This window comes from Chitinimonas violaceus, assembly GCF_052601015.1.
Genome location: NZ_JBQXDJ010000002.1, coordinates 60,136 through 74,929, shown reverse-complemented (window position 1 = coordinate 74,929; position 14,794 = coordinate 60,136). Strand labels below are relative to the sequence as shown.

The window sequence follows — 14,794 nt, the reverse complement described above, 5'->3', positions numbered from 1 at the left end:
AGCCTATATGTCGCAAGACCCGCAATGGGGCCGCCGAGGCAAGGATGGCCCTCCTGATCTGGACGAAATCGTCCGGCAGTTCAGCAACAAACTCAAACAGTTCTTTGGTGGAAGACCCAGTCGACCTAGCGAGCCCTCGGGCCAAGGTCCGACCGGGAAAGCAGATATGCGTGCAATGGCAGGTGGTGCCACGGTAGTACTGGGTGTATTGGGCCTATTGTGGGCTGCCAGCGGCTTTTACGTGGTGGATGCCCGCGAGGAGGCCGTAGTGCTGCGATTTGGGCGCTATGTCGAGACGACGGGTTCCGGTTTGCACTGGCGCATGCCCTGGCCCGTAGAGCAGCATGAAATTGTGAAGCTCTCGGAAGTGCGGTCGGTGGAAGTCGGCTTTCGTGGCGATGCAAAGACTCGTCTTGAAGATGAGTCGTTGATGCTGACCCAGGATCAGAACATCATCGAGATGCAGCTCGAAGTGCAGTACGACGTCAAGTCGGCTTACGACTTCGTCTTCAATAACGCCACGACCGATAGCGACGCGCGCGATCTGGTCAAGCAGGCTGCTGAAACGGCGATTCGTGAAGTGGTGGGGCGCAACAAAGTCGACTTTGTGCTGAATGAAGGTCGCGGCCAGGTTGCTGCCGATACCACGCGCCTGATCCAGACCCTGCTGGACGACTATGGCTCCGGTATACGTGTCAGCCGTATCAACATCAATGATGTGCAGCCGCCAGAGGCTGTACAGGCGGCGTTTGCCGATGCCGTCAAAGCAGGCCAGGACAAGGTCAAGCAAACGAACGAAGGCATCGCTTATGCGAACGATGTGATTCCCAAAGCCAAGGGCCATGCCGCCCGCCTTTTGCAGGAAGCCGAAGGCTATAAGCAGAGTGTGATTTCACGTGCGGAAGGTGAGGCTTCGCGCTTCAAGCAGGTTGCGGCTGAGTATTCGAAGGCGCCCCAGGTGACGCGGGATCGTATGTATCTCGATGCGATGCAGCAGATCATGACCAACAGCACCAAAGTCCTGGTCGACCAGAAAGCCAATGGTGGCTTGCTCTATCTGCCGCTCGATAAGCTGATCCAGATGAGTAGCCAGTCTGCTCCTGCGGTGGAAAGTGTCGAACCACGGGTGAGTACTGAAGTGCCTGTGACAATAGTGCCGCGCACGCCGCCGTTACGTGGTGATAGGGAGGGGCGTTGAAATGAATCGATTTATTCCGGCGCTTGTCGTCATATTGCTCGCACTGTTGGTGTTGAGCATGAGTGTCTTTTCGGTGGATCAGCGCCAGGCGGCCATGGTCTTCCAATTGGGTGAAGTGGTGCGGGTGGTCAAAGAGCCGGGTATCCGGTTCAAGGTACCTCTGCTGCAGTCGGTGCGTTACTTCGATCGCCGTATCCTGACGATGGATGCGGAGAGCCCGGAGCGCTTCAATACGATTGAGAAGAAAAATGTCCTGGTCGATAGTTATGTGAAGTGGCAGGTCATTGATGTCGAGCAGTACTACAAGAGCGTGGGGGGTAACGAACGCGTTGCTGCAGCCCGCTTACGTAAGACGGTCAATGATGTGTTACGTGCTGAATTCGGTAAGAAGACTGTTCAGGATGTGATTTCTGGCAAGCGCGACGAAGTCATGGAAGTGGTGGGCCAGGTGGCCGATGCGGATGCGCGCAAGATTGGTATCCGTATTGTCGATGTCCGCCTCAAGCGTGTTGATTTCCCCGATGACATCAGCAATGCGGTTTTCGACCGGATGATTTCCGAGCGCAAGACCGTCGCTAATCAGTTGCGGTCGGAAGGTTCTGCCGAAGCAGAGAAGATTCGTGCCGATGCCGATCGCCAGCGTGAAGTCATTCTGGCTGATGCTTACAACCAGGCCCAGCAGTTGAAGGGTGATGGGGATGCTAAAGCTGCCGCCATTTATGGCGCTGCCTATGGCCAGAATGCCGAGTTCTATGCGTTCTACCGCAGCATGGATGCTTACAAGCAGACCTTCAAGTCGAAGTCCGATGTGATGGTGGTGGACCCGAGTGCAGCCTTCTTCAAATACATGAAGGACCCACGGGCGAAGTGAGCGGCTTGTGGGATAATTTGGGTTTCGCTCTGGCCCTCGTGCTGATCGCCGAGGGCCTGTTGCCGTTCTTGTCACCACGTTTGTGGCGCAGCACCTTTGAGCGGATGACGGCGCTTGCAGATGGCCAACTTCGTTTTATCGGGCTTGCCTCGTTGTTGGCGGGCTTGTTGCTTTTGCTGGTTTTCTGAGCACCTGTATCAATGAGAAATTGGATTCTTCCTGAAAACATCGCCGACTTGCTTCCTCCTGAAGCGCGGCGAGTTGAGACGTTGCGGCGAGCCTCGCTGGATTTGATTGCCGGCTTTGGCTATGAGTTGGTGCAGCCGCCGTTGATCGAATATGTGGATTCGTTGCTGACGCTGGACGATGCCGCGCTGGATTTGAAAACGTTCAAACTGACGGACCAACTGTCGGGCCGGCAGCTTGGCCTCAGGGCCGATATCACGCTGCAGGTAGCGCGTATCGATGCGCATCTGCTCAATCGCCAGGGTGTGGCGCGCCTGTGCTATGCCGGTCCTGTCGTCCATACCCTGCCCGATGGCATCATGGCGGCACGAGAGCCTTTGCAGCTCGGTGCTGAGATCTACGGTTACGCGGGTGTTGCCGCAGATGTGGAAATCGTCGAGTTGATGGGGGAATGTCTGCGATTGGCGGGTGTCAGGCATGTGCATCTTGATATCGGGCATATCGGTCTCTTCCTGGCTTTGGCGGATGCTGCGGGTTTGCAAGGCGATGCCCGTGAGTCAGTGTTCCGCACGATTCAGCAAAAGGATGTCGCAACATTGGCGACCTTACTGGTTGGCGTGCCGCAAGATTTGCAGGTTGGCCTGCTGGCCTTACCTAACTTGTATGGCGACGTCAGCGTGTTGGCTCAGGCTGAGCGCATATTACCCGCGCTTGATGCAGTGAAGGCGGCCTTGCTTGAACTACGTGCGTTGACTGATGCGCTGGCAGCACGAGGGATTGCGCCTAATTTTGATCTGGCGGAATTGCGGTCTGGTTACTACCACACCGGTCTGGTATTTGCGGCGTATGCCGAGGGGTGGCCTAATGCCGTGGCGCGTGGCGGTCGTTACGATCATGTTGGTGAACAGTTCGGTCGTTCGCGGCCTGCCACGGGTTTTAGCCTGGACCTGAAAGAGCTCGCGTGGCGCTTGCCGCCGACACCTGCTCGTCCGGCTATTTTGGCGCCATCCGATTTTGATATCGACTTGGCGGCCGCTATTCGGCAGTTACGGGCTGATGGCGAAACCGTGGTGGTGCGCCTCGGTGATGTGATCGACTTGGGAGAGTTGCACGCAGACCGGGAATTGGTACGGATTGACGGCAGCTGGCAAGTTAAGGTGATCTGATCGATATGATTACTGCTGAAATGGCCAGCAGGCTTTAGTTTGCAAGATGACGAACATGTGCCAAGGGTTGGCTCTATGCTGTAGAGGTTGGGCGCGGCCTGTTTGAGCGTGTCCGGCTTTGAATCCATGGGTTGCGGCTTGAAGTCTATTCTGGCGGCAATCTTTTCTACGTCCTTGATCCGCTTTGCGGCGGAAGGGGACGAATGTTTGATTTCATAGGTAATGAAGGAATATCCATGAGCCGTAATGTCGTGGTGATTGGCACCCAGTGGGGTGATGAAGGCAAGGGCAAGATTGTTGACTGGCTGACTGACCATGCTGAAGGTGTGGTGCGTTTCCAGGGTGGCCACAATGCGGGCCACACCCTGGTGATCGGCGGCAAGAAGACTGTGCTCCGGCTGATCCCCTCGGGCATCCTGCATGAGGGCCGTGCTTGTTTCATCGGCAATGGTGTGGTGATCTCGCCTGAAGCATTGCTGAAGGAAATCGATGAGCTGGAAGCAGCAGGCGTCGATGTGGCGAGCCGCTTGAAGATTTCCGAAGCATGCCCATTGATCCTGCCGTACCACATTGCATTGGATCAAGCGCGTGAAGCCGCCAAGGGCGATAAGAAGATCGGTACCACCGGTCGTGGCATCGGCCCGGCTTATGAAGACAAGGTGGCGCGTCGAGCCATACGTATTCAGGACCTGTTCTTCCCAGACCGCCTTGCTGCCAAGCTGGGAGAAAACCTCGCGTACTACAACTTCCTGCTCAAGGAATATTTCAAGACCGAGACCGTGGATTTCCAGAAAACCTTGGAAGACACGCTGCGCTTGGCCGAACGCATCAAGCCTATGGTGGCCGATGTGTCGCGTACGCTGCACGATTTGAACAAGGCGGGTAAGCCCTTGCTGTTCGAGGGCGCGCAAGGCACCTTGTTGGATATCGATCATGGCACCTACCCTTTCGTCACATCCAGCAACTGTGTGGCGGGCGCGGCTTCGGCGGGGGCTGGCGTAGCGCCGCAGATGCTGCAGTATGTGCTTGGTATCGTGAAGGCCTATACCACCCGTGTCGGTTCCGGTCCATTCCCTACGGAGTTGTTTGATGATGTAGGTTCGGGTCTGGCCAAGCGCGGCAATGAGTTCGGTTCGGTTACCGGCCGGCCGCGTCGTTGTGGCTGGTTTGACGCGGCGGCGCTCAAGCGTTCGATCCAGATCAATGGTGTGTCGGGCCTGTGTGTGACAAAGATGGACGTCATGGACGGCATTGATGTGATCAAGCTGTGTACGGGCTACCGTATCAATGGCGAAGTGGTCGATATTCTTCCTGTTGGCGCGGAAGAGCTGTCGGGCTGCGCACCCGTCTATGAGGAATTACCGGGCTGGTCTGAGTCAACCTTTGGTGTGAAGCGTTATGAGGACTTGCCGCAGAACGCGCGTAACTACCTGAAGCGGATTGAAGCGGTGACCGGCGCGCCGATCGATATCATTTCCACCGGCCCGGACCGTGAGGAAACGATTGTGCTGAGGCATCCGTTTAACCACTAAGCTATCTGAACGCCCGGTGGTTTGCCGGGCGTTGTTGTATGTAACCTGTCTAATTGATTTGTTTTTGCCATAACGGACCTGACTGCATGACCGTACTTTCCGTCAACATCAACAAGATTGCTGCGCTGCGTAACTCACGTGGCGGTGATATGCCTAGCGTTATGGCTGCCGCAAAGGCCAGTATTGCTGCCGGTTGTGGTGGCATTACTGTTCACCCCCGCCCTGACCAGCGCCATATCCGCCCTGGCGATGTGCGTGAGTTGGCAGGGCTGCTTGCAGGCGGGCCTATTGAATTCAATATCGAAGGAAATCCGTTTGCACCAGCGCGGGACGAATACCCTGGGCTGGTAGCTTTGTGTACAGAAGCCAAGCCGGCACAGGTGACATTGGTGCCCGATGCTGATGGGCAGATCACTTCTGATCATGGCTTTGACCTGCGTGCCGATTTTTCCCGCTTACGTCCTTTGGTTGCGCAATTGAAGAGCCTGAATTGCCGGGTAAGCCTATTCATGGATGCGGGATCGCCAGATATTGAACTGGCGGCCGAGGTGGGGGCGGATCGTATCGAACTTTACACGGGCCCATATGCCGACGCATTTGCTGCCGGTGATTACAGCCGTGAGCTCGAACAATGCGCAGAAACGGCGAGGAGGGCATCTGCGGTGGGTTTGGGCATCAATGCCGGGCATGATCTTAGCCAAGCCAACCTGGGGGTGTTTTTGCGTACCGTTCCTGATGTTGCAGAGGTGTCGATCGGCCATGCGCTGATTGGCGAGGCCTTGTATGCTGGGTTGGATGCAACGGTACGCGCGTACGTTGCTATTTGCTCGGCTAAGGGCGGGCAGCAGTGAGTGTTGTGACCTTGCTGGCCCGTATAGAGGAGTGTGCTTGAGCTGTTTCCACGATTCGTTGCAAGAGAATGGGCGGGCATGTCTTGACATGCCAATGGCCCGTGCTGAGTACGGAACAGCCTGTGAATGTACGAGCTTGAAAAACAACAAAGCCGATACATTTGTATCGGCTTTGTTGAGTATTGGTGCCCAAGAGAAGACTCGAACTTCCACGGTGTTGCCACCGCTAGGACCTGAACCTAGTGCGTCTACCAATTCCGCCACCTGGGCTTCGATTGCTGCTGCTGGGACCGCAGCGCGTCGAGAGGTGCGCATTATAGAGAATCAAAACTTCGTGTCAACCCTGACTGCTGCTTGTGTTGCGATGTGTAGGCAACGAACGATGGGGTCGGGTGCGATTGCAAGAAGATGCAACAAAAAAGCCGATGCTTACGTATCGGCTTTTATATTTAATACTTGGTGCCCAAGAGAAGACTCGAACTTCCACGGTGTTGCCACCGCTAGGACCTGAACCTAGTGCGTCTACCAATTCCGCCACCTGGGCTTAGGGCATCGCTGCATTTGCAGCAGCGCGCCGAAAGAGATGCGCATTATAGAGAGACAAACTGCTGTGTCAAACACGAAAACAAAAAAAACGGATAAAACAATCAAGCTGCCCCGTGCCGCGCTGAAGCTGCGGCAGGCCGATCCTTTTTATGAACAAGAACTTGCGAAGTATGCGCGGCCCATGCCAAGCCGTACCTACATATTGAAAATATTGGCTGAAAACGGCATGCCTATGTTGCCGGAAGAACTGGTGGCGCTGTTTGCTATTCAACCTGATGAGTCGGAATTATTTTCACGTCGCCTCAACGCGATGGCGCGTGAGGGTGAGGTGGTCATTAACCGCAAGGGCGCTATCTGTATCGCCGAGAAGTTGGATCTGATCAAAGGTCGCGTACAAGGCCATCCGGATGGTTTCGGCTTTGTCGTGCCGGATGATGGGACGCCTGACTTGTTCATTGGCCCCAAGGAGATGCACAAGGTATTGCATCGGGACCGGGTGATGGTGCGCGAGATCGGTGTGGACCGCCGTGGCCGGCGTGAAGGCAAGGTTGTCGAGGTGCTTGAGCATGTGAATAGCCGGATTGTGGGGCATTTGCATGTGGAGAAGGGGGTCAGCTTTGTGTTGGCGGAAGACCGGCGAATTGGTCAGGAGATCATGATTTCGCCTGAGGGGAGTTTGGCGGCAGAGACAGGGCAGGTGGTGACCGTTGAACTGATCAGCCAGCCGAACAAGTATGCCAAGCCGATCGGTAAGATTGTCGAAGTACTGGGTAACTATGCTGATGCCGGGATGGAAATCGAAATCGCCCTGCGTAAGCACGACTTACCCCATGTATTTTCGGCTGCGGCAGAGCAACAGGCGCGAAAGACAGCAAAGAAGGTATTGAAGAAAGACTGGCGTACCGTCGAAGGTCTGAAACGGGAAGACCTGCGGGAAGTGCCCTTGGTGACCATAGATGGGGAGACGGCAAGGGACTTTGATGATGCTGTTTATGCGGAACCTGCAGGAAAAGGGTGGCGGTTGGTAGTGGCGATAGCAGATGTAAGTCACTATGTGCAGCCAAAAGACGCGCTGGACCAGGTGAGCTATGAGCGTGGCAACTCGGTTTACTTTCCGCGCAGAGTCATTCCCATGCTGCCTGAAGCATTGTCGAACGGCATCTGTTCCCTTAACCCTGATGTGGAACGTTGCTGCATGGTTTGTGACATGCAGATCGATACGAAGGGGGTGGTGAAGGAATATCGCTTCTATCCCGCGGTAATGCTGTCAAAAGCGCGCTTTACCTATACCGAAGTGGCAGAGATCCTGAAAAAGCCACGAGGGAAGGCAGCCAGGGCACGCAAGGGTCTGGTCAAGCATTTGCAGAATCTCTATGGCTTGTATCAGACCATGCTGAAAGCCAGGAGCGCACGGGGTGCAATAGAATTCGAGACCACCGAAACCCAGATGATCTTCAACGATGCTGGCAAGATCGATCGGATTGAGCCGGTACAACGTAATGATGCGCATCGATTGATCGAAGAATGCATGCTGGCGGCAAATGTCTGTGCTGCCAACTTCCTGGGGCAGAACAAGCATGCGTCGTTGTATCGCGTACATGAAGGGCCAACCGAACGTAAGCTGGAAAACCTGCGCCGCTTCCTGGGTGAACACGGTTTAAGCCTTGGCGGTGGGGATGAGCCGCATGCCAGTGACTATGCGGCTCTGATGGGGGTAGTGAAACAGCGGCCGGATGTCAGCCTGATGCAGACCATGTTGTTGCGTTCCATGCAGCAGGCTGTTTACAGCCCGGAGCAACAGGGTCATTTTGGCTTGGCTTACGATGCCTATACCCACTTTACCTCACCCATCCGCCGCTACCCCGATCTATTGGTGCATCGCGCTATCAAGGCGGTGTTGACCGGTAAAACCTATATACCTGGTAACTGGATAGAGATCGGTGCGCATTGTTCGAGCACCGAGCGGCGCGCGGATGAGGCGACGCGCGATGTGCAAAACTGGCTCAAGTGCTATTTCATGCGCGATCGCATCGGCGAAGTCTACGAAGGCGTGATTTCAGCGGTTACCAGCTTCGGTGTATTCGTGCTGCTCGATGGCTTGTTTGTAGAAGGACTGGTGCATATCTCTGAGCTGGGTAGTGACTACTTTCACTGTGACGACGCCAAGCATGTATTGCGGGGGGAGCATAGCGGCAAGTCATTCGGTTTGACCGACCGTATCACCATCAAGGTGGCGAGGGTCGATCTGGAAACCAGCAAGATCGATTTCGTTCTTTACGATAAATCGTCAACCAGCACGAAGCGGCGGGCCAAACGCAAGCAGGTGTGAGACCTGTGTCCGCAACAGATTTTAAAGGTTCAAGCAAGGGATGCAGCGATCAGGCAAGCAACGGCATGACTACTTGAATTGCTGCACCTGCTTTTTGTATTCCGGGGACTCTCGCACCTCGGCGATGGCATCCCATATCTGTTTGGAAAACTCACTGTACTTGGTGACAAAGGGCTTCGATAGCATCAGGAAGTAGGGTTTCTCAGCCAGTGGCGGGTTCAGGCGCTCTATCTTGCCACGCATTTCCGCATTCCCTGCAACACTGACGTCACCTTCCTGTGTTTGAAGCGCAACGGCTGAAACCCGGCCTATCATCAGCTTCTTCAGGTTTTCATCGACGATGCGGGTACCGTCATCCACGTTGACGCCCATGCTTTTGAGCTGGTCGACGATGGAAAAACCAGCCTGGGCACCGACGCCCGCTTCGACATTGCGGATCACCTTGCCATCCCATTCGACATTGCTGCTTTTCAAACGGTATAGGCTGTAAGTATCGTCAAACATGCGTTTGCTGGCATCGGGCTTGTCGCCGATCATGGGGAAGTTACCCAACTCCATGCGGTCTGTTTTGAAGCTGATCTTGAACAGGCCATCAAAGGCGCCATGCTTTACCACTTCCATGCAGCGTTTCCATGGCAGTGGCTGGATATCCAATTTCACCTCCAGACGTTTTTCCACCATTTGCATCATGATGATGCTTAAACCCGGGCGGTTCTTCAACAGCCATGGGTAGGAGTCTTCATCTTCAATGCAAAGCTTGATGATAGGGGGCTTATCGGCCGAGAAGGCAGAGCAGGTTGTCAGCAAAATGACAAAACTGAGCCGATAAAACCATGCCGGCATTGTTACCTCCTGTTGCAAGGACATTCAAACTTATAACCTTGCAGAACTGCCGTTTTCACTTGGGGGTGGTGTTCTTCATACCCAAAGCATTTCACCCAGTATGCGCATCATAGTGATGCAATACAGAAGAATCCTTTGTCATTGCCGTTGTTTTGATCACCCCATGCCACGTAATAGTTGATCGAGCTTGGTCCGGTATTCGTTGCTCGTATCGGTAATACGCATACCGGTGCGAAATTCACCCATGGACCCAACCAGGGAGGAAAAGATGGGCTTGCCCTGTACATCGACATACGAAACGCTGATGTGCATGGAATCTGGAATTTGCAGGATGACCTTGTAAGTAATGTGTGGAAAAAGCTGTTCTTTGCAAAAAAGTGAAATACCTTTTTGCGCAACCTCGGTTGCCTGTGCCTGAATGACCCGGTCCGGTTCATTTAGCGGAATGACAGCGGCCTTCCAGCGAACCAGTCTGCGGCCAGAGGTGCGTTGGTCAAACATGCTTAGCCCTGGTTTGATGTGCTTGTCATTGATTCTAGGTCATGATCGGTAGTGCTGCAAGGCGTGGTGTGTGGTCGTGCTATGCTGAACCGCTTTATTGTGGAGACCTATATGTATTTTGTTGATCGTTCGATTGCTGTGATCAAGCCCAAGCAGCTTTTTCTGGACTGGCTTAATGGCCTGCCGGATAACGAAGTGACATTGAGCCTGGATGATGTACGCAGTGATTGCACTGTTTTGATGATTCCTGAGGTCAATGAGCAGGAGGATGGGATCGCCTATATCGATGATATGGCGGACAAGGTGTTCGAAATGGAACTGGCGTCGTGGAGCCAGGACGAGAAGCATTGGCCCAAGGCACGCAACCTGAAGACGTTTTGGGAATGGTTTGATGTAGAAATCCATACTGTCCTGATGGACAGCGTTGATCAGGACATTCGCAACAGTCCTGCTGATCATGGCCTGCATTAGAACCAGTTTACGATTCTGCTGTGCCGCTGTATCAGGGCTTCTACGCTGCGCTATGCCCTGCTGGCAGTAGTTTGTAGCAGATTGCGAACCTGTTCTGGCGCTATTTGAAAATTCAGTCCTGATTCAGGCCGGCTCATTAGACTGGCCAGAATTCAACCAAGGAGGAGTAGCAGTATGAATCGAATTGCCCGCGTGGCGCTGGTAGGGTTGCTTGCCACAAGCGCATTGGCTGAAGAGACCATCGCCTACAACATCGTGAGCCTGCAGGCTGAAGCGCGTCGAGAGGTACAGAACGATCTGGCTCAGGCTTCTCTTTATGCCGAATTCAGCGACCCCAATGCCGCGCAGCTGTCAGATAAGCTCAATCGTGCCCTTTCCGATGGCTTGAAAGTGGCCAAAGCTTATGCGAGTGTCAAAGCAGCCAATGGTGGAAACAGTGTTTATCCGTTGTATGGCAAGAACAATAGGGCTGAAGGTTGGCGGGGGCGGGTAGAGATTCGCCTGGAAAGTACGGATTTCAAGGCCCTGGCTGAACTGGTGGGCAAGTTGCAGACCAATATGCAGCTTGGGGGAATGAGCTTTTCCGTATCACCTACTGCGCTGGAAAAAGCTGAGACCGAATTGATTGATGAGGCGGTTAAGGCATTCCGTAGTCGTGCTGAGGTGGTCAAGCGCAGTGTGGGTGGCCGGGGCTACAAACTTGTGAACATGAACGTCAATACGCAAGGTGGCGGTGGTTATGCGCCACCCCCGATGATGCGTGCCAAGGTGGGCATGATGCGAGCCGAAGCCATGGATGCGGCACCGCCTCCTATGGAAGGTGGGCAAAGCGTTGTGACGGTGGGGGTTGCGGGTAGTATCCAGATCGACCGGATGGACTAAGAGCCTGCTTACGATTTTGCTGCGCAGCTGTGATCAGGGCTTATGTGCTGCTCGCAATCCTCATGTACAAAAGTACATTCCGCTTTCTGCGCTGCTCTGCACCCTGCTGACAGCTGCTCGCGGCAGATCGTGAACTGGCTTTAGGAACTGGTTCAAAGTCCGCGGCGCGTCGGCAATACGGCGTTGAAACCACCCTTAGAATGCTCATTTACTCTATGTAAACTCTGCTTCTTCGGGTGTTTTTGTCTTGTCTTCCCTTAGCTCGCGAGACTTTGATCAGGTTCTCCGAACCTACCATGATTCTTACTGTGCAACTATGGTCCGAGCTTATGAGTTGCTCTCCACCCTGCTGAAAATTGGATCGCTTGTTACTGAATGCAAGGGGTGACTAATGGCACGGCTTGGTATGCCCAATCTGCGCGTACAGTTGCGCCCCTCTCGCTACCCGCTTTGGGGTGTCGGTACATTGTATGTTGTTACGTTGCCGATGATTTGGCTGAACAGCTTGGCTTGGCAGGGTAAGTTTGTATTGCTATTGCTGCTGTTGGCATCGGGTGCGTGGTATTGGCGGCAGCTGCGTAAGCTACTGTTGCCAACAGAGATACGCTTGTTGCCCGATGGTAGTTGGGCGTTGCTGATAGACGGCAAGGAGGTGGAAGCCAGTCTGAGGAACGGGGTCTACCGCAGCCTTTGGTTGATGCGTCTGCCTTTGCAGCTTACAGATGGCCGCCGTCTGCAGTTGATGCTTTGGCCCGATAGTGCAGAACCCGATCAGTTACGCCACTTGCGCAGTTGGTTGCGTTGGGGGTGATGAGGTAACGGTAGAACGAAAAAACAGAGCCAATTTAAATTGGCTCTGTTTTTTTGGTTCTGCCATCAAGGTGCTGAATCAGCTAATGGCTGCCGCGAGGGGGCAGAATCGTGGGTGAAGCGGTGCTGAGCGTTTCCGGATAGTCACGGCTGAAGTGGAGGCCCCGGCTTTCTTTGCGTTGCTGGGCGGAGCGGACGATCAGGTCGGCGGTGTCCACCAAGTTACGTAGTTCGATCAGATCATTATTCACGCGGAAGTGGGTGTAATACTCGTCGATTTCGCTACGCAGCAACGCGATACGGTGAGCTGCACGTTCAAGGCGCTTATCGGTACGGACGATACCCACGTAGTCCCACATGAAGCGGCGTAATTCTTCCCAATTGTGGGCGATGACAATCTGTTCATCGGCATCGCTGACTCGGCTTTCATCCCATGCCGGAACTGCCAGCAGCCTTGCTTTGGGGGCTGCGGTAATCGCTTTGGCTGCAGCACGGCCCAGTACCAACGCTTCCAGTAGGGAATTGCTGGCTAGCCGGTTGGCGCCGTGCAAGCCTGTGTACGCGGCTTCACCGATGGCGAACAGATTAGGGATGTCGGTTAGTCCTTGCAGATCGGTAACGATGCCGCCACAGGTATAGTGCGCTGCCGGCACCACGGGAATAGGCTGCTTTGTAATGTCGATACCCAACTCAAGGCAACGCTGGTGGATGTTGGGAAAATGGCTGCGGATAAATTCAGCAGGTTGGTGGCTGATATCAAGATGAACACAGTCGAGACCGTACTTTTTCATCTCAAAGTCGATGGCGCGTGCCGTGATGTCGCGTGGTGCGAGTTCTGCACGTTCATCGTGCCGCGGCATGAAGCGGGTGCCATCCGGCAATTTCAATTGTCCCCCTTCGCCGCGTACCGCTTCTGAGATCAGGAAGCTCATGGCATGAGGGTGGTAGAGGCAGGTAGGGTGGAACTGTACGAACTCCATGTTCGCTACCCGGCAGCCTGCACGCCAACCCATGGCAATGCCGTCACCCGTAGCGGTGTCTGGGTTGGTGGTGTAGAGGTATACCTTGCCTGCACCACCGGTAGCCAGAATTGTGTGATCGGCCAGCAGGGTTTCTACTTTGTCAGCATTTCGGTTGAGCACATAGGCACCTAGGCAACCGACATCAGGCTGCCCGAGTTTCTTGCCGGTAATCAGATCGAGGCCGATATGGTTTTCCAGCACGGTGATTTTGCTGTGCGTCAGCACTTGGGCGGCCAGGGTAGCGATGACCGCTGCCCCGGTGGCATCTGCTGCATGGATGATGCGACGATGTGAATGGCCGCCTTCGCGCGTCAGGTGATAACCGGTTTCGTGGTTGGCGTCGGGCGTAAAGGGAACGCCGAGTTCAATTAACCATTCGATGGCTTCCCGTGCTTCGCCCAGAATATGCCGGGTAGCAGTTTCGTCACATAAGCCGGCGCCGGCGATAAGGGTATCCTGAACGTGTTCTTCGATACTGTCGGCTTTGTCGAGGACGGCTGCAATGCCGCCTTGCGCCCACTGGCTGGCACCGTCTGTCAGTTGGCGTTTGGTGACGAGCGCGACCCGATGGGTGGTAGCCAACTGCAGGGCCAAAGTCATGCCGGCGAGGCCGCTGCCCAGTATCAGTACATCGTAGCGTTGCATGGTAATCAAAAAGAGATGAAGTCCACGTACTATACCAGTCCGGTTTGCGCTTCCATGACGAGGAGCTGGGGAACTTTTTTAAAGCAGCCCCGTCCATAGCATGTGCCCGTAAGGGAGGACACTGGGTAAAGGCCTACAAAACATATGGATTCCATTACACTCCGACCCGCGAATTTGCTTGATATTTGGGAGGTGGGCCCAAAATCTACATCTAAGACGTTGCCGACGCTTGAAAAAGCGCCGGATAACACGCATGTTGACCCGGTTGCAGCGACGCAAGCGCAAGCTACGGGCGCGCTGACCGAGGGGAAAACATCGACTATGTCGAGTGAGCGGGACATCGACCATGAATTGGTACTGCGCGTACAGCGCGGTGACAAGAAAGCCTTTGAGCTGCTGGTCGCTAAATACCATCGCAAGATTGCACGGCTTTTGAGCCGGATGATCCGCGATCAGACCGAGATTGAAGACGTCTCGCAGGAAGCCTTTATCAAGGCCTACCGTGCGCTGCCGTCCTTTCGCGGCGAAAGTGCGTTCTATACGTGGCTATATCGCATCGCCATCAATACTGCTAAAAATTACTTAGCCTCGCTTGGTCGTCGTCCGGTGTTGTCTACCGAGTACGAGGATGAAGATGGTGAGACGCTGGACACCGCTACGCAGTTGCCAGACATGAATACGCCGGAAACCGCCTTGATGAACCGGCAGATCGTCACGACGGTGAATCAGGCTGTTGAAGCTTTACCAGAAGAGTTGCGCACCGCGATTACTTTGCGGGAAATGGAAGGTTTGTCGTATGAGGACATCGCTGCAGTGATGAATTGTCCCATTGGTACGGTCCGTTCGCGTATATTCCGCGCCCGTGAGGCCATCGCGGTACAGCTGCGGCCGCTTATCGAGTCGGCTGGCAAAGACCGGCGCTGGTAAACAGACAGGGTGAT

General features: G+C 54.6%; 14 protein-coding genes and 2 tRNA genes. 11 read left to right on the top strand and 5 right to left on the bottom strand.

Annotated features, from left to right (window positions below):
• Positions 1-7 precede the first annotated feature (7 nt).
• From hflK to ACUHMQ_RS01360, 6 genes are all read left to right on the top strand, one after another.
• Positions 8-1,198 carry an FtsH protease activity modulator HflK gene (gene hflK / locus ACUHMQ_RS01385; protein ID WP_445293647.1) on the top strand — a complete coding sequence of 397 codons (1,191 nt, stop codon included), beginning with the start codon at positions 8-10 and terminating at the stop codon, positions 1,196-1,198.
• 1 nt (position 1,199) lies between these two features.
• Positions 1,200-2,069: a protease modulator HflC gene (gene hflC, locus ACUHMQ_RS01380; protein ID WP_445293646.1), complete on the top strand. Its 870-nt coding sequence runs from the start codon at positions 1,200-1,202 to the stop codon at positions 2,067-2,069.
• Positions 2,070-2,074: 5 nt separating this feature from the next.
• Positions 2,075-2,257, top strand: a complete 183-nt coding sequence (locus ACUHMQ_RS01375) for a DUF2065 domain-containing protein (RefSeq protein WP_445293645.1) — start codon at positions 2,075-2,077, stop codon at positions 2,255-2,257.
• Between the two features lie 12 nt (positions 2,258-2,269).
• Positions 2,270-3,421, top strand: coding sequence for an ATP phosphoribosyltransferase regulatory subunit (locus ACUHMQ_RS01370; RefSeq protein WP_445293644.1), 1,152 nt, complete (start codon positions 2,270-2,272; stop codon positions 3,419-3,421).
• Between the two features lie 236 nt (positions 3,422-3,657).
• Positions 3,658-4,953 carry an adenylosuccinate synthase gene (locus ACUHMQ_RS01365; protein WP_445293643.1) on the top strand — a complete coding sequence of 432 codons (1,296 nt, stop codon included), beginning with the start codon at positions 3,658-3,660 and terminating at the stop codon, positions 4,951-4,953.
• Positions 4,954-5,039: 86 nt separating this feature from the next.
• Positions 5,040-5,804: a pyridoxine 5'-phosphate synthase gene (locus tag ACUHMQ_RS01360; RefSeq protein ID WP_445293642.1), complete on the top strand. Its 765-nt coding sequence runs from the start codon at positions 5,040-5,042 to the stop codon at positions 5,802-5,804.
• A gap of 183 nt (positions 5,805-5,987) precedes the next feature.
• Here the strand turns inward: ACUHMQ_RS01360 and ACUHMQ_RS01355 are convergent.
• Both ACUHMQ_RS01355 and ACUHMQ_RS01350 read right to left on the bottom strand, forming a co-directional pair.
• Positions 5,988-6,074 (bottom strand) — tRNA-Leu (locus ACUHMQ_RS01355).
• A 187-nt stretch (positions 6,075-6,261) separates the two neighbouring features.
• Positions 6,262-6,348: transfer RNA gene (locus tag ACUHMQ_RS01350), tRNA-Leu, on the bottom strand.
• Between the two features lie 183 nt (positions 6,349-6,531).
• Between ACUHMQ_RS01350 and rnr the strand changes: the two genes are divergently transcribed.
• Positions 6,532-8,679, top strand: coding sequence for a ribonuclease R (rnr, locus tag ACUHMQ_RS01345; RefSeq protein WP_445293641.1), 2,148 nt, complete (start codon positions 6,532-6,534; stop codon positions 8,677-8,679).
• Positions 8,680-8,748: 69 nt separating this feature from the next.
• Here rnr and ACUHMQ_RS01340 read toward each other — a convergent pair whose 3' ends face one another.
• Positions 8,749-9,522: a substrate-binding periplasmic protein gene (locus tag ACUHMQ_RS01340; RefSeq protein ID WP_445293640.1), complete on the bottom strand. Its 774-nt coding sequence runs from the start codon at positions 9,520-9,522 to the stop codon at positions 8,749-8,751.
• A gap of 156 nt (positions 9,523-9,678) precedes the next feature.
• Complete coding sequence (locus tag ACUHMQ_RS01335) at positions 9,679-10,023, bottom strand: hypothetical protein (protein ID WP_445293639.1); 345 nt, start codon at positions 10,021-10,023, stop codon at positions 9,679-9,681.
• A gap of 111 nt (positions 10,024-10,134) precedes the next feature.
• On the opposite strand from ACUHMQ_RS01335, the gene ACUHMQ_RS01330 reads away from it, so the two are divergent.
• The 3 genes from ACUHMQ_RS01330 to ACUHMQ_RS01320 all read left to right on the top strand — a co-directional run bounded on the left by ACUHMQ_RS01330 (position 10,135) and on the right by ACUHMQ_RS01320 (position 12,187).
• Positions 10,135-10,494 carry a hypothetical protein gene (locus ACUHMQ_RS01330; protein WP_445293638.1) on the top strand — a complete coding sequence of 120 codons (360 nt, stop codon included), beginning with the start codon at positions 10,135-10,137 and terminating at the stop codon, positions 10,492-10,494.
• A 174-nt stretch (positions 10,495-10,668) separates the two neighbouring features.
• The gene (locus tag ACUHMQ_RS01325; protein ID WP_445293637.1) at positions 10,669-11,376 is read left to right on the top strand and encodes an SIMPL domain-containing protein; all 708 of its coding nucleotides are present in this window, start codon (positions 10,669-10,671) and stop codon (positions 11,374-11,376) included.
• A gap of 391 nt (positions 11,377-11,767) precedes the next feature.
• Positions 11,768-12,187 (top strand): protein YgfX, encoded by a 420-nt coding sequence (locus ACUHMQ_RS01320; RefSeq protein WP_445293636.1) that lies wholly within the window; start codon positions 11,768-11,770, stop codon positions 12,185-12,187.
• Positions 12,188-12,269: 82 nt separating this feature from the next.
• Here ACUHMQ_RS01320 and nadB read toward each other — a convergent pair whose 3' ends face one another.
• Entirely contained in the window at positions 12,270-13,853 is a 1,584-nt protein-coding gene (gene nadB, locus ACUHMQ_RS01315) for an L-aspartate oxidase (protein ID WP_445293635.1), read from the bottom strand.
• A gap of 321 nt (positions 13,854-14,174) precedes the next feature.
• On the opposite strand from nadB, the gene rpoE reads away from it, so the two are divergent.
• A complete protein-coding gene (rpoE, locus tag ACUHMQ_RS01310; RefSeq protein ID WP_445293714.1) occupies positions 14,175-14,780 on the top strand; it encodes an RNA polymerase sigma factor RpoE in 606 nt (201 codons plus the stop codon).
• Positions 14,781-14,794: the final 14 nt, after the last annotated feature.

Coding starts and splice junctions, on each gene's coding strand:
- ACUHMQ_RS01330 (WP_445293638.1), top strand. CDS start 10,135: ATGTATTTTGTTGATCGTTCGATTGCTGTGATCAAGCCCAAGCAGCTT.
- ACUHMQ_RS01335 (WP_445293639.1), bottom strand. CDS start 10,023: ATGTTTGACCAACGCACCTCTGGCCGCAGACTGGTTCGCTGGAAGGCC.
- ACUHMQ_RS01320 (WP_445293636.1), top strand. CDS start 11,768: ATGGCACGGCTTGGTATGCCCAATCTGCGCGTACAGTTGCGCCCCTCT.
- hflC (WP_445293646.1), top strand. CDS start 1,200: ATGAATCGATTTATTCCGGCGCTTGTCGTCATATTGCTCGCACTGTTG.
- nadB (WP_445293635.1), bottom strand. CDS start 13,853: ATGCAACGCTACGATGTACTGATACTGGGCAGCGGCCTCGCCGGCATG.
- hflK (WP_445293647.1), top strand. CDS start 8: ATGTCGCAAGACCCGCAATGGGGCCGCCGAGGCAAGGATGGCCCTCCT.
- rnr (WP_445293641.1), top strand. CDS start 6,532: ATGCCAAGCCGTACCTACATATTGAAAATATTGGCTGAAAACGGCATG.
- ACUHMQ_RS01340 (WP_445293640.1), bottom strand. CDS start 9,522: ATGCCGGCATGGTTTTATCGGCTCAGTTTTGTCATTTTGCTGACAACC.
- rpoE (WP_445293714.1), top strand. CDS start 14,175: ATGTCGAGTGAGCGGGACATCGACCATGAATTGGTACTGCGCGTACAG.
- ACUHMQ_RS01325 (WP_445293637.1), top strand. CDS start 10,669: ATGAATCGAATTGCCCGCGTGGCGCTGGTAGGGTTGCTTGCCACAAGC.
- ACUHMQ_RS01360 (WP_445293642.1), top strand. CDS start 5,040: ATGACCGTACTTTCCGTCAACATCAACAAGATTGCTGCGCTGCGTAAC.
- ACUHMQ_RS01365 (WP_445293643.1), top strand. CDS start 3,658: ATGAGCCGTAATGTCGTGGTGATTGGCACCCAGTGGGGTGATGAAGGC.
- ACUHMQ_RS01370 (WP_445293644.1), top strand. CDS start 2,270: ATGAGAAATTGGATTCTTCCTGAAAACATCGCCGACTTGCTTCCTCCT.